At 72.9% G+C, this 13,603-nt stretch carries 10 protein-coding genes; 5 read left to right on the forward strand and 5 right to left on the reverse strand.

What is annotated here, in order from left to right; translation table 11 throughout:
• Window positions 1-38: 38 nt before the first annotated feature.
• The 3 genes from ACQ1X7_RS15715 (at window position 39) to ACQ1X7_RS15725 (ending at window position 2,210) form a co-directional block, all read left to right on the forward strand.
• Window positions 39-737 carry a dienelactone hydrolase family protein gene (locus ACQ1X7_RS15715; protein ID WP_432479166.1) on the forward strand — a complete coding sequence of 233 codons (699 nt, stop codon included), beginning with the start codon at window positions 39-41 and terminating at the stop codon, window positions 735-737.
• 118 nt (window positions 738-855) lie between these two features.
• On the forward strand, window positions 856-1,719 hold the full coding sequence (locus ACQ1X7_RS15720; RefSeq protein WP_432479167.1) for a DUF222 domain-containing protein: 864 nt from the start codon (window positions 856-858) through the stop codon (window positions 1,717-1,719).
• Window positions 1,674-2,210: a hypothetical protein gene (locus ACQ1X7_RS15725; protein WP_432479168.1), complete on the forward strand. Its 537-nt coding sequence runs from the start codon at window positions 1,674-1,676 to the stop codon at window positions 2,208-2,210. The genes ACQ1X7_RS15720 and ACQ1X7_RS15725 overlap by 46 nt, the downstream gene beginning before the upstream one ends.
• A 423-nt stretch (window positions 2,211-2,633) precedes the next feature.
• Here ACQ1X7_RS15725 and ACQ1X7_RS15730 read toward each other — a convergent pair whose 3' ends face one another.
• Window positions 2,634-3,203: a VOC family protein gene (locus tag ACQ1X7_RS15730; protein WP_432479169.1), complete on the reverse strand. Its 570-nt coding sequence runs from the start codon at window positions 3,201-3,203 to the stop codon at window positions 2,634-2,636.
• Window positions 3,204-3,485: 282 nt separating this feature from the next.
• On the opposite strand from ACQ1X7_RS15730, the gene ACQ1X7_RS15735 reads away from it, so the two are divergent.
• Complete coding sequence (locus tag ACQ1X7_RS15735; RefSeq protein WP_432479170.1) at window positions 3,486-6,209, forward strand: hypothetical protein; 2,724 nt, start codon at window positions 3,486-3,488, stop codon at window positions 6,207-6,209.
• A gap of 15 nt (window positions 6,210-6,224) precedes the next feature.
• Here ACQ1X7_RS15735 and ACQ1X7_RS15740 read toward each other — a convergent pair whose 3' ends face one another.
• The gene (locus tag ACQ1X7_RS15740; RefSeq protein WP_432479171.1) at window positions 6,225-7,433 is read right to left on the reverse strand and encodes a hypothetical protein; all 1,209 of its coding nucleotides are present in this window, start codon (window positions 7,431-7,433) and stop codon (window positions 6,225-6,227) included.
• 273 nt (window positions 7,434-7,706) lie between these two features.
• Between ACQ1X7_RS15740 and ACQ1X7_RS15745 the strand changes: the two genes are divergently transcribed.
• On the forward strand, window positions 7,707-9,089 hold the full coding sequence (locus ACQ1X7_RS15745; RefSeq protein ID WP_432479172.1) for a flavin monoamine oxidase family protein: 1,383 nt from the start codon (window positions 7,707-7,709) through the stop codon (window positions 9,087-9,089).
• A gap of 2 nt (window positions 9,090-9,091) precedes the next feature.
• Here the strand turns inward: ACQ1X7_RS15745 and ACQ1X7_RS15750 are convergent, their stop codons facing one another.
• Genes ACQ1X7_RS15750 through hisS form a run of 3 tightly spaced genes read right to left on the reverse strand, consistent with a single transcriptional unit; the run spans window position 9,092 to window position 13,601 of the window.
• Window positions 9,092-10,453 carry a replication-associated recombination protein A gene (locus ACQ1X7_RS15750; RefSeq protein WP_432479173.1) on the reverse strand — a complete coding sequence of 454 codons (1,362 nt, stop codon included), beginning with the start codon at window positions 10,451-10,453 and terminating at the stop codon, window positions 9,092-9,094.
• On the reverse strand, window positions 10,450-12,249 hold the full coding sequence (gene aspS, locus ACQ1X7_RS15755) for an aspartate--tRNA ligase (protein WP_432479174.1): 1,800 nt from the start codon (window positions 12,247-12,249) through the stop codon (window positions 10,450-10,452). Before aspS ends, ACQ1X7_RS15750 begins: the two co-directional genes overlap by 4 nt.
• On the reverse strand, window positions 12,246-13,601 hold the full coding sequence (hisS, locus tag ACQ1X7_RS15760) for a histidine--tRNA ligase (RefSeq protein WP_432479175.1): 1,356 nt from the start codon (window positions 13,599-13,601) through the stop codon (window positions 12,246-12,248). Before hisS ends, aspS begins: the two co-directional genes overlap by 4 nt.
• Window positions 13,602-13,603 lie beyond the last annotated feature (2 nt).

Raw genomic sequence — 13,603 nt, forward strand, 5'->3', positions numbered from 1 at the left:
CGTTGCCGCGATCCGCCCCGGGACGACAGGGTGGGCACATGACCATGCAGATCCTCGTGCCAGCCTCCGACGGCGACATGCCCGCACACATGTGGCTTCCCGAGGCCGGCCGCGGACCGGGGCTGCTGCTGCTCCAGGAGATCTTCGGCGTCAGCGGCTACGTCCAGCGACGGGCGGCCGACCTGGCCGCGGCCGGCTACGTCGTCCTCGCCCCGGAGCTGTACTGGCGGCTGGACCAGCAGGTGGTGGACGAGCAGGCCGCCGGCGCGGTCGACCGGGCGATGGAGCTGGCGGGGAAGCTGGACTGGGAGACGACCGTCGCCGACGCGGTGGCGGCGTACGACGCGCTCTCCCGCCTCGACCAGGTGCGCGGGGCACCGGGAGTGGTCGGCTTCTGCTTCGGTGGCGGCCTGGCGTTCAACGTGGCCGCCGAGGTGGAGCCCGCGGTGCTGGTGAGCTACTACGGGTCCGCGATCCCCCAGCTGCTCGACCTCGCCCCTCGGGTGACCTGCCCGAGCCTCCACCACTTCGGGACCGCCGACGACTACCTCGACCGCGGCACCGTCTCCGCGATCACCGAGGCCGTGACCGCCGACGGCCGGCCCGCCCGCGTCGAGCTGTACGACGGCGCCAACCACGCCTTCGACAACGACGACTTCGTGCTCCACCACCCTGGGGCGTCGCGACGTGCCTGGGTGACGACCCTCGCGTTCCTGCACGAGCAGCTGCCGACCTGATCCGGCTCGGCGACCTCCGCCAACCGCTGCAGCTGAGCTCCTCGTCGTGGACTGAGGTCCCTGTGGAGAAGACGGTTCCGGCCCCGGAATTGTCGGTGGTCTCGGCTTGGATGGACCCATGACCAGCACCGCGACCGCCGCGCTCCCGGACACCGCGTCCGGGGTCCTGGCCTTCGCGCGGGAGCAGCGCACCGTGGCCGATCAGGCGGAGCGACGGCTGCTGGAGGCAGCGGTGCAGTGGGCGGTCATCCATCCGGCCGAGACCGTCGACGACGCGGAGTCCTACCGGCTCCGGGGAGGCGGGGAGGCACCGGTCGGCTTGGCCGGTCCGGGTGCGCCGCTGGTGGCCGAGTTCTGCGTCGCCGAGTTCGCCGCCGCGGTCGGTCTCGGCACCGAGGCGGGGAAGTACTACCTGGGCCACGCCCTGGAGCTGCGCTACCGCCTCCCCAGGCTCTGGGCCCAGGTCACGACCGGGTCGCTGGCAGCGTGGAAGGCGCGCCGAGTCGCCGACCAGACCATCGGCCGGGCCCTGTCGGTGGAGGCAGCCGGGTTCGTGGACCGTCACGTCGCTCCGGTCGCGAGCCGGATTCGTCCGGCCCAGCTGGACCGGCTGGTCGACGAGGCGGTGGCCCGGTGCATGCCCGAGACCGCCGAGGAGACTCGCCGCCGGGCCGCCGACGGTCGGCACTTCGACATCGACCACGACCAGGTCTCCTTCGCCGGCACCAGCCTGGTCTCCGGGGAGCTGGACCTCGCCGACCCCCTGGACCTGGACGACGCCATCCGGGGCATCGCCGGCCAGCTGGCCGACCTCGGCTGCGCGGAGTCCCTCGACGCTGCCGCTCCCTGGCCGCCGGCGAGCTCGCCCGCCGCCAGCTCACCCTCGACCTGGTCCCGGAGGTTGAGGTGCGAGCGCAGCGAGCCTCGAAACCCCCGGTGCGCAAGACGGTGCTCCACCTCCACCTCACCGAGGCCGCCCTGACCGGCGGGGAGGGTGTCGGCCGGTGCGAGAACACGAGGTCCCCGGTCACCGTCGAGACCATCCGCGAGTGGTGCGGCCGCCCCGAGACCGACCTGGTCGTGAAGCCGGTGATCGACCTGGCCGACCACGTCCACGTCGACGCCTACGAGGTCCCCGACCGGATCGCCGAGCGGATTGCGCTGCGGGACCACACGTGCGTGTTCCCCCACTGCACGCGTCCGGCCCGGCGACTCCGACCCGACGGGCACGGCTGCGACGCCGACCACGTGACGCCCTACGACCCCGGCGGCCCGCCCGGGCAGACCTGCGCCTGTCGGCTGGCGCCGCTGTGCCGCACCCACCATCGACTCAAGACGCACGCAGGCTGGACCTACACGGTCCTCGAGCCCGGGACCTACCTGTGGCGCTCGCCCCACGGCTACCGGTTCCTCCGTGACCACACCGGCACCCGCGACGTCTCCGTCGACCGCCGGCCACCGCCCCGAGATTGACCCCGCCCTACACCCCGCCCACCCCGGGCGGGGCCAATGGCATGCCAGCGCCCCGGCGACTCTCACTGGACGTGTCCCGATGGGGCCGCAACCGCCCGCAGCCGATGAGCGGTCGGCTCTTCTCGCCCCGTGTGCCTGAGGACGACCCATGGACCGTTCTCAGGCACACGACTCGGCGTGGCCGGGGATCGCCGTGGAGACAGCGCGCTCATGGCGCTCTGCGCGCGCGATCAGGCGCACGCTACTGCCGCCGGTCGTGCCTATGACTGCACACCTGCGGGGCCGTCTTAGCGTGGTCGATCGCTGGGCCGAGCGGCCGGTGACGAGGTTCGAGCGCAAGGGGACTGCCGCCGGCCGCGGCATCGCCGACCTGCGGTACCGACGGACAGCCTGTCCGACCGGGCGCAGCGCGGATCGGGTAGGTCAGCCGCCCCCGGCGATGTTGACCAGCCACGAGGTCCCGAACCGGTCGACGCACATCCCGAACTCGTCGCCCCACGGCTGGGTGGCCAGCTCGACCGTCACGGTCCCTCCGTCCGACAGCGCCTGCCAGTAGCCGCGCAGTTCCTCGGTGTCGTCCCCGCCGAGGCTGACCGCGAGGTTGTTCCCGGGCCGCAACGTCTCGCCCGGCAGCATGTCGGCGGCCATCAGCGTGAGGCCAGACGCTGTTTCCAGCTGGCCGTGCATGACCTGGTCGCCAATGCCGTGGTCGTCGGTGCCGAAGTCGCCGAAGTGGTTGATCGTGAGATCGCCGCCGAACACGTCCTGGTAGAACGCCAGGGCGGCCGAGGCATCACTCGCGAAGCTCAGGTAGGGGTTCAGTCGAGTGGTCATGGACCGACGATAGAAGGGCTCATCCCAATCGAGGGTGCTGGTGGGGGGTCTGAAGCCGCCGGTCTCGACGGCACCAGCCGTCCGGTTCGACGACCCGGCACGCGAGGACTGTACGAACCGCCCGATCATGCCGCCGATAGTGCGGTCGATCGCGGTCACCCAGTGACACCAATCGACCGCACAAACGCAGGGACATGCCGCTCAGCGGCTCGCTTCGGGCGGGAGCGATGGTCAGGCTGCAAGCGCGACTCACGCCGGCAGGCCCGTTCCCGTGACGAGTGGCGCAGCGTCGGGTCGTGGTCGCGGCCGAGAGTGGACGGGCGGCCGCGGTGACTCCACCAGGTGCCCCGGGTGCCGAACCAAGCGGGATCGCGCAAGCCGGGCCAACCAACCGGGTGTCCTGCGCGTCTGAGTCATGAGACCGCACCCAAGGAGACCCGCATGCTCGCTCGTCCTCGTCGTCGCCAGGTCCGTACGCTGCTTGCCGCCGCCCTGGTCGGCGCGCTCGGCCTCAGCGCGGCACCGGGGAGCTCCGTGGCGGCTCCGCCGCCGCCGGGAGCGGCCTCCCAGGCGGCCGACCACGGGACGGGTCGGTGGCAGGTCACCCGCACCGGAGCGGGCACCTTCGAGGTCAGCTGGCGCGCGCCGCGGCGGCTGCCCGTCACCTCCGACCGGCCGACGATCGTGCTCGACGGCGTCCCCGTCGGCGTACCGGTCGTGGACGCCGACGGCCGGACCGTGGTGTCGGAGGTCCGGGCCGACCAGCGTCCCGCTGTGGCGGACCTCGACGTGGTGCTGTCCGGCGACCGGCTCGACCACGCCGGCGTCGACCGGACCGACGCCGCCGCGCCGGCGACCACTCCGCGGCGCACCGCCCGGCTGGCGGACGACCCCGCCGACCCCGGTCAGTACGACGTGGTGACCAGCGACTACGAGCTCGACCCGGTCACGCTGCCGCGGATGAGCCAGCCGATCGAGATGGTGGGACACGTCGTCGAGCCGGCCCCGACCGCGGACACCGGGCCCCGGCCGCTGGTGCTGTTCCTCCACGGCCGGCACTCCTACTGCTACGACCCCACCGACTCGGGTGGGAGCGAGTGGAAGTGGCCGTGCCGGCCGCCGCTGGAGGAGATCCCCAGCCACCTCGGCTACGACTACATCCAGCAGGTGCTCGCCTCGCAGGGCTTCGCGACCGTGTCGGTGCGGGTCAACGGCATCAACGCGCAGGACTTCCGGCTCTCCGACGGCGGGGCCGACGCCCGGGCCCAGATCGTGCAGCGGCACCTCGACCACTGGAGCGAGGAGCTCGCGGCCGACCACCAGGTCGACCTCTCGAGGGTCGTCCTGGTCGGTCACAGCCGCGGTGGTGAGGGCGTCAACCGCGCCTCCATCCAGATCCCGCTCGACGCCCCCTACCGGGTGGTGGGCCAGGTGCTGCTGGCCCCGACCGACTTCGGCACCCAGACCGCGCCGTACGTCCCGACCGTGACGGTGCTGCCCTACTGCGACGGCGACGTCTTCGACCTGCAGGGCCAGCGGTTCACCGACAGCGCCCGCGACCTCGCCGACGACGACACCTCCCTCAAGAGCTCGGTGATGGTGCTCGGCGCCAACCACAACTTCTTCAACACCGAGTGGACCCCGGGCCTCGCGCAGGCTCCCGCCTGGGACGACTGGTCCGGTCGGAGCGGGCTGTGCGGCTCGGACTCACCGACCCGGCTGAGCGCCGCCGACCAGCGCGACGTGGGCGTGGCCTACGTCGCGGGCGCCGCCCAGCTGTTCGCCGACGACGCCCAGGAGTTCCTGCCGCTGTTCGACGGGTCGGTGGTGCACCCACCGTCGATCGGCGCGGCCGACGTCCGCTCGCACGCGATCGGCGGGGGCCGCGAGCTGCGGCGGCCGGCCCTCGACACCGGACTGTCGCTGGCCTCGGGTGCCGACACGTCGTTCTGCCAGGGCATCCTCTCCGAGGGCTCGGTCTCGGCGTGCGGCCGCACCGGACGGCTCTACGGCCAGGTCCCCCACTGGTACGACGCCGGCGAGTTCGCCCCGCCCCGTCGCGAGCTGGAGATGACCTGGGACGAGGCCGGACAGACCGGCGGGCTGGTGTTCGACGAGCCGCTCGACCTCTCCAGCGGCCGGCTCGAGCTCCGCTCGATCGTCGACCCGGCCTTCGGCGACGTCCGGATCAGGCTGCGGCTGACCGACGCCCACGGCGACTCGGCCGTCATCACCCCCGAGGGCGAGGGGTACGTCCGCGCCCTCCCCGTCGACCGCCGGGTCGCCAAGCGCTGGGCCCAGGCCGTCGTCGCCGACCCCGGCGCCGCGACCGGCATCGACCTCTCGCAGGTGACCCAGGTCGACGTGATCGGCGACAGCTCCGACGGTCGGTTGTGGATCCTCGACGTCGGCTCCGCCCCCGGCGCGCTGGCCGCCGTTCCCGAGCGGCGGCTGCCGGTGGTGAGCCTCGGCTCGGTCACCGTCGACGAGGGCGACCGGCGAGGCGTCTCGGTGGCGCGGCTGCCGTTCACGGTCGCCAACCCGGGCACCCGCGCGGCCCAGCTGACCGTCGGCGTGCTCGACTGGGAGTCCTGGCGTTCCCGGGAGCGGCTGCGCGTCGACCTCGCCCCCGGCCAGACCGAGGGCTCGATCCGCTACGAGTACACGGGCAACACCGTCGACGACGGTGACCGGAGGGTCACCAGCTTCTCCGCGTTCCCGGTCCGGGGGGCGATGACCGACCGCTACGACGGGCGGCTGGTGCTGCGCGACGACGACCCCGCACCCCGGGTGCGGGTGACGACTCCGAGGCGGGTGCGCGAGGGCAGGGCCGTCACGGCCCGGATCTCGTTGTCGGACGCCACCGGATACGACCTGTACGCCGTGGCGCAGGTCGTCCGCGGCCAGGGTCCCGGTCGGCGGCTCGCCGTCGGCGACGTCCCGGGGCGCTGGCTCGAGCGCCACTACGCCGAGGCCTCCGACCCCCGCCGGCCGCTGCACCGGGCCGGGGCGTACCTGGTCGAGCGGGTGCGCGCCGGCCACCGCTCGGCGACGCTCTCGATCCCCACCCGGGCCGACACGGCACGGGAGGGGACCGAGCGGGTGACCCTCAGGGTCCGGGTCGGCGGGAAGCGGGTCGTGCGGACGATCCGCGTGGCCGACTGACCGGCGGAGGCCCTGCTACGCGTCGACCTGGAGCCCCGAGTGGAAGAAGCCGCCCTTGCCGGTGAGCCCGGAGCTCTTCCCGCTGGGCGAGTTGATGCCGAGCTCGTGGACGTAGTAGCGGGCCAGACCGGAGCCGGCCTGGTTCCTGATGATCTTGCCTCCGACCGAGCCGAGGCTGGTGCCGTCGACGGCCACCGAGTCGCCCTTCTCGACCCGCACCAGGTCGCCGGCGGTGTTGACGACGTTCACGTTGCGCAGGACGAGCCGCTTCGGGGTCTGGCTGGTGAGCGAGCTGCCCTTCATGGCCCAGCCGGCGGTGCCGGCCTTGCCACCGTTGATGAACACGCCGTCGAAGAACACCTCGCGGACCCCGCCCTCGAGCGTCACCATGTCGAACGGGAAGAACTTGGTCGGTGACCAGCTCGCGTTGTCGGCGAGGGCGTGCAGCTGGGTGTCGCGGAACATCAGGCGCCGCAGCGAGTTCGCGTCGTCCCGGCCGCTGATCAGCATCCGGCCCTCGTTGTAGACGAAGCGGAGGTTGGTGAAGAACAACTGGTTGGAGCCGTCGCCCTCCCCCGCCGCCGACTGCACGATGAGGGCGGGTACGTCGGGGGAGCCGGTCGGGGAGCCGGACCCGCAGCGGTAGACGTTGATCCGGTCGAAGTTGGACTCCCGGACCCGGCCCGAGCGCGGTGAGGTGGCGCGCTTGTCGGCCTCGTCGGCTCCGAGCTTGAGCGCGGTGCCGGTGAGGTAGCCGAACGACACGTTGCTCATCCACATGTCGTCCACGCTCATCAGGTACATGCCCATCCGGCCGGGCGTGCTGCGGTCGTCGTCGACGATGGAGAAGTCACGGAACTCGACGCCGCCGTCGTCCACGTCCGGGTCGAACGTGGTGATCGGGGCGCTCCGGGCGGTCGACTCCCACTGACCGTTCCGCTTGAGCTGGGAGGTGCGGAAGATGGGCCCGGTGAACGAGCCCGCGTGCCTGAAGCGGGTTCCGGCCTTGCCTCCGCCCCGGATCGACACCGGCCGGGTGATCTCGATGGTCTTCGAGATGGCGTACTCGGGGCCGAGCCACACGACCGGCGAGCGGCCGCCGGACCGTTCGGCCTCGGCGACGGCGGCGGCCACGTTGCCGCCGAACTGGGCGTCGACGTCGAGGAACGTGGACGCACTCGCGGCGGCGGCGGCCTGTGGCTGGGGGGCCTGGCGGGCGGCCATGACGTTTCCGAGCAGGGTTCGGCGGGACAGTGACGGGAACATTCGACAACTCCTGTGGGGGTAGGTACTGCAGTTGTGCCTGTCCCCCGCAGCAGGACGGGTGCTCCGTCCCCACAAAGGCAGAGCCAGACGGCGTGCCCCGAGAACCCGTTGCCGCGTGAGCATAGGGCAACTCGCGCCGGGCCGCAGCCCGATCACGATTCGCAGGTGGTGTCGACACCACCGGCGGACGGCCGGTAGCGGGGTGAGGCCCCCACGGAGCACGCTGGGCCGGTGCGCTTCGACGACGGCAGTGCCGAGGTCCCGGGCGGGATCGAGGAGCCGGTACGCCGCGTGCTGGTGGTGGGTGCGGGCATCGCCGGGTTGACGGTCGCCAACGCGCTGCACCAGGCGGGCGTGGACTACGCGGTGCTGGAGGCGCGGCCACGGATGGGTGGGCGGCTGCACACCGTGGACCTGGCGGGCTCGCCGGTGGACCTCGGCGGCTCCTGGCTGCACCACCCGTCGGGGAATCCGCTGCGCCGCTTCGCGGAGCTCGCGGGAGTCGACTGCCACCCCGGGAACCCCCTGCCGACCCTGACGGCGTACGACGTCGCCACCCGGCAGTGGCTGGACCCGACCGAGGCGGAGCAGACCCTGGCGGGAGACCTCGACGACTTCACCGCGGCCCTCGGGGACCTGCGGCGGCAGCTCGGCGCCGACGCCTCCGCGACCGACGGGATCGAGGCGTTCCTGGCGACGAGCGGCCTCGCAGGCAGGCGGCTGCGGCGGGCGCGACAGGCCCTGCGGGCGAGCGTCGAGGCGGACGCCGCCGGGGCGGCCGAGCAGCAGTCGCTGCGGTGGCTCTGGACCCAGGACGAGTACGACGACGACTACTTCGGCGACCTGCCTCGCCCCGGGTACGCCGCCGTCGTGGACGCGATGGGGTCCGGGCTCGACGTGCGCCTCGAGCAGCCGGTGGTGGGAGTCGAGGTGACCGACGAGGGGGTGTCGGTCACCTCGGAGTCCGGCGAGACCGAGACCGGCTCCCACGTCGTCGTCGCCGTACCGCTCGGGGTCCTCCAGAGCGGGCGGCTGACCTTCACCCCGCCGCTGCCCCCCGAGCGGGCACAGCTCGTGTCCCGGCTCGGGTTCGGCCGTTACGAGAAGGTCGTCCTGAGATTCGCGGAGCCCTTCTGGCGCGAGACCGGGTGGTCGCACGTCGTCCTCTTCCCGCCGGACCCCACCCAGCCCGCCGCATGGGTCTTCGACCTCGACGCCTTCGGAGCCGGGCCGGTGCTGGCCTGCCACGTGTTCCACTCCGCCACCGGGCGCGTCTCGGCGCCCTGGCCTGCCGGAGCGGTCCAGTGGGTGACCGACCAGCTCGCCGCGGTGCTCGGCGCCCCGTGCCCCACGCCGCTGGCGGTCGCGGTGACCGGCTGGGCGGACGACCCGTTCACGGGAGGCGCCTACACGCACGTGACCCCGGACTCTTCCGATGCCGACGTCGACCGCCTCGGCACTCCCGTCGGCGGTCGCCTCCTGTTCGCCGGCGAGCACACGCAGAGTGCGCGCCTCGGGTACGCGGACGGGGCGATGACCAGCGGCATCCGCGAGGCCAAGCGGCTGCTCGGCGCGCCCGCGGTGACCCTGGGCCGGACGGCGGGCACCGGCTGAGGTCAGTCGCCGCGCACCAGCGTGCGGATCCGCGCCCACCGCTCGGCGACGGCGGCCTCGGCGCCCAGGTTGGTGGGCCGGTAGTAGCGGGCGTCCAGCACCACGTCGGGGGCGTACTGCTGCTCGGCGATGCCGTAGGGCGCGTCGTGGCTGTAGACGTAGCCCTTCCCGTGACCGAGGTCGTCGGCGCCGCGGTAGTGGGCGTCGCGCAGGTGGGCCGGGACCTGCCCGATCTTGCCCGCGCGCACGTCGGCGAGCGCCGCGTCGATGGCGGTGATGACGGCGTTCGACTTCGGCGCGACCGCGAGGTGGATCGTCGCCTGCGCGAGGTTGATCCGGGCCTCGGGCATGCCGATCAGCTGCACCGCCTGCGCCGCGGCGACGGCGGCCTGCAGGGCCGTGGGATCGGCCAGACCGACGTCCTCGCTGGCGTGGACCACCAGCCGCCGCGCGATGAACCGCGGGTCCTCCCCCGCCTCGATCATCCGGGCGAGGTAGTGCAGCGCGGCGTCGGCGTCCGAGCCGCGGATCGACTTGATCCAGGCGCTCACGACGTCGTAGTGCTGGTCCCCCTGGCGGTCGTACCGCACCGCGGCCTGGTCGACCGCCGCCTCCGCCGACTCGAGGTCGATCCGCGACGTGTCGCGGGCCGCGGCCGCCCGGGCCGCGGCCTCGAGGTAGGTCAGCGAGCGGCGCGCGTCGCCGCCCGCCAGCCGCACCAGGTGCTCGCGGGCGTCCTCGTCGAGCGCGTAGGCGCCGGCCAGCCCCCGTTCGTCGCCGAGCGCACTCTCCATCACCGACCGCACGTCGTCGTCGGTGAGCGGCTGCAGCCGCAGCAGCAGGCTCCGCGAGAGCAGCGGCGAGATCACGCTGAAGAACGGGTTCTCGGTCGTGGCGGCCACCAGGGTGACCCAGCGGTTCTCGACGCCGGGCAGCAGCGCGTCCTGCTGCGCCTTGCTGAACCGGTGCACCTCGTCGACGAACAGCACCGTCTCGCGGCCTCCCCGGGTCAGCTCGGAGCGGGCGGCGTCGATCGCGGCCCGCACCTCCTTGACGCCGGCGGAGACCGCCGAGACCTCGACGAAGCGCCGGTCGGTCTGCTGGCTGACGATCCCTGCGATGGTGGTCTTGCCCGTGCCGGGCGGCCCCCACAGCAGCAACGACGTCGCCTGGTCGCCCTCGATCAGCTGCCGCAGGGGCGAGCCCGGTGCCCGCAGCTGCTCCTGGCCCACCAGCTCGTCCAGGGTCCGGGGCCGCATCCGTACCGGCAGCGGTGCCGAGGCGTGCGTGTTCGCGCCGAGCGAGCCGCTGCCCGGGGTGGCCGCGGCACCCGGTACGTCGAACAGCCCGGCGTCGTCGCTCACTCCCCTGCCGACTCCTCCGCCGGGCGCGCCTCCGGCGCCTGTGGAGGAGCGTCGACACCTGCTTCACGGCGCTGCTCCGGCGTGATCGGCGCGGGCGCCGCGGTCAGCGGGTCGAATCCGCCGCCGGACTTCGGGAAGGCGATGACGTCACGGATCGAGTCGGTCCCGGCCAGCAGGGCCACGATCCGGTCCCACCCGAAGGCGATGCCGCCGTGCGGCGGGGCGCCGAAGCGGAACGCGTCGAGCAGGAAGCCGAACTTCTCCTGGGCCTCGTCGGCACCGAGGCCCATCACCTCGAAGACCCGCTTCTGGACGTCCTCGCGGTGGATACGGATCGACCCACCGCCGATCTCGTTGCCGTTGCAGACGATGTCGTAGGCCCACGCCAGCGCGTTACCGGGGTCGGCGTCGAAGCCGTCGAGGTCCTGCGGTGAGGTGAAGGCGTGGTGGACCGCGGTCCAGGCGCCCGACCCCACGGCCACGTCGCCGGCGGCCGTGGCCTCGTCGGCGGGCTCGAACAGGGGGGCGTCGACCACCCACACGAAGCTCCACGCGTCCTCGTCGATGAGGCCGCATCGCCGCCCGATCTCGAGCCGGGTCGCGCCGAGCAGGGCCCGGGTCGCCTTCACCGGGCCGGAGCCGAAGAAGACGCAGTCGCCCGGCTGGGCGCCGACGTGGGCGACGATCCCCGCCCGCTCCGCCTCGGAGAGGTTCTTCGCGACGGGGCCCCCGAGCTCGCCGTCGTCCTGCACGAGGATGTAGGCCAGCCCCTTGGCGCCGCGCTGCCGCGCCCAGTCCTGCCAGGCGTCGAGCTGCTTGCGCGGCTGGGAGGCCCCGCCCGGCATGACCACGGCGCCGACGTACGCCGACTGGAACACCCGGAAGGGGGTGTCGGCGAAGAACTCGGTGCAGTCGACGAGCTCCTGGCCCATCCGCAGGTCGGGCTTGTCGGAGCCGTAGCGGGCCATCGCGTCCGCGTAGGTGATCCGCGGCAGCGGGGTCGGGACGTCGTACCCGACCAGCTTCCAGAGCGCGACCAGGATCTCCTCGGACAGCGCGATCACGTCGTCCTGGTCGACGAAGCTCATCTCGACGTCGAGCTGGGTGAACTCGGGCTGCCGGTCGGCGCGGAAGTCCTCGTCGCGGTAGCAACGCGCGATCTGGTAGTACCGCTCCATCCCGGCGACCATGAGCAGCTGCTTGAACAGCTGCGGGCTCTGCGGCAGGGCGTACCAGCTGCCGGGTTGGAGCCGCGCGGGCACCAGGAAGTCGCGCGCACCCTCGGGCGTCGACCGGGTCAGCGTCGGGGTCTCGATCTCGACGAAGTCGTGGGCGTCGAGCACGTCGCGGGCCGCCTTGTTGACCTTGCTGCGCAGCCGCAGCGCGGCGTTCGGCGCCGGCCGGCGCAGGTCGAGGTAGCGGTGCTTGAGCCGCGCCTCCTCTCCCACCTCGAGGTACTCGTCGATCGGGAACGGCAGGACGTCGGACGCGCTGAGCACCTCGACGCCTCCGTCCCTGGCGGCGACGACCTCGATGTCGCCGGTGGCCAGGTTCGGGTTCTCGTTGCCCGGCTTGCGGGCCACCACCTCACCGGTGACCTTGAGGCAGAACTCGCTGCGCAGGCTGTGCGCAACCGCCTCGTCGCGGACCACGACCTGCACCACGCCGCTGGCCTCCCGGAGATCGAGGAACGCCACCCCGCCGTGGTCGCGCCGGCGGGCCACCCATCCGGCGAGGGTGACGATCTCTCCGACGTTGGCGGCGGTCAGGGTGCCGGCGTCGTGGGTGCGGATCACGGGTGCTGCTCCTTCATGACGATCTGGGGGCTGAGGTCCTCGGCGGGCGGGGCCCAGGTGTCCGGATCGGCGGCGACCTGGTCGCCGCTGCGGATGTCCTTCACCTCGTGGCCGTCCGGGCCGGGGAACCACACATACGGGATGCCACGGCGTTCTGCATAACGAATTTGGCGGCCGAACTTCTGCGGGCTGGGAGCGACCTCGCAGGCGATGCCCCGGTCCCGCAGCGCGGCGGCCACCGCGTCGCCGGCCGGGCGCGACCCCTCGTCGGCCAGCGCCACCAGGACGGCGCTGGGCACCGGTCGGCTCCCGGCGAGCACGCCGTCGGAGATCAACGGCAGCAGGGTGCGGGACACGCCGAACGAGACGCCCACCCCCGGGTACGTCGTGCGGCCGTCGCTGGCGAGGGCGTCGTACCGTCCGCCGCCGCCCACCGACTTGAGCCTTTCGTAGCCGCTCATGAAGATCTCGACGACGGTGCCGGTGTAGTAGTCGAGTCCGCGGGCGATCCGGAGGTTGGCCTCGACGGTGACGCCGTCGCCGGCATCCGGGGAGCAGCCCTCGACCACGGCGGCGAGCTCGGCCAGGCCCTCCTCGAGCAGGTCGTCGTCGACCCCGAGGTCGCGCACCCGCTCGACGAAGGAGGTGTCGGGCACCCGGATCGAGGCCAGCGCGAGGCACCGCTCGGCCTGCTCGGCCGTTGCGCCGACCCGCTCGACCAGCTGGCCGGCAACCTCCTCGGCCGGCAGCTTGTCCAGCTTGTCGATGACCCGGATCGCCTCCGTGACGTCCGGGAGGCCGAGACCGCGGTAGAAGCCCTGGATCAGCTTGCGGTTGTTGAACTGGAAGGACAGCGGCGGCAGCGGGAGGGCGTCGAGGGCCTGCACCATCACCCGCATCACCTCGATGTCGTGGTGGAACGGGAGCTCGTCACGGCCCACGACGTCGACGTCGGCCTGCGTGAACTGGCGGTAGCGCCCTTCCTGGGGACGCTCACCACGCCACGCCGGCTGGATCTGGTAGCGCCGGAACGGGAACTCGAGGTGGCCGGCGAACTCCTGGACGTAGCGGGCGAACGGCACCGTCAGGTCGAAGTGCATGCCGAGGCCCTCGTGGGGTGCAGCGTCGTCGTCCTCAGAGGCTGCGTGCAGCCGCCGCAGGACGTAGATCTCCTTGTCGATCTCCCCACCCTTGGCCAGCCGGTCGAGCGGCTCGACGACGCGGGTCTCGATGTTGGCGAAGCCGTGGAGCTCGAAGCTGCGGGACAGCGACGCGATCACCTGCCGCTCGACCGCGCGTGCGGCGGGCAGCAGCTCGGGGAACCCGCTGAGCGGGCTGATCCTGGGGGCCATGA

Origin of the sequence: Nocardioides sp. GXQ0305 (genome assembly GCF_050880345.1) — a bacterium.
Taxonomy (GTDB): Bacteria; Actinomycetota; Actinomycetes; order Propionibacteriales; family Nocardioidaceae; genus Nocardioides.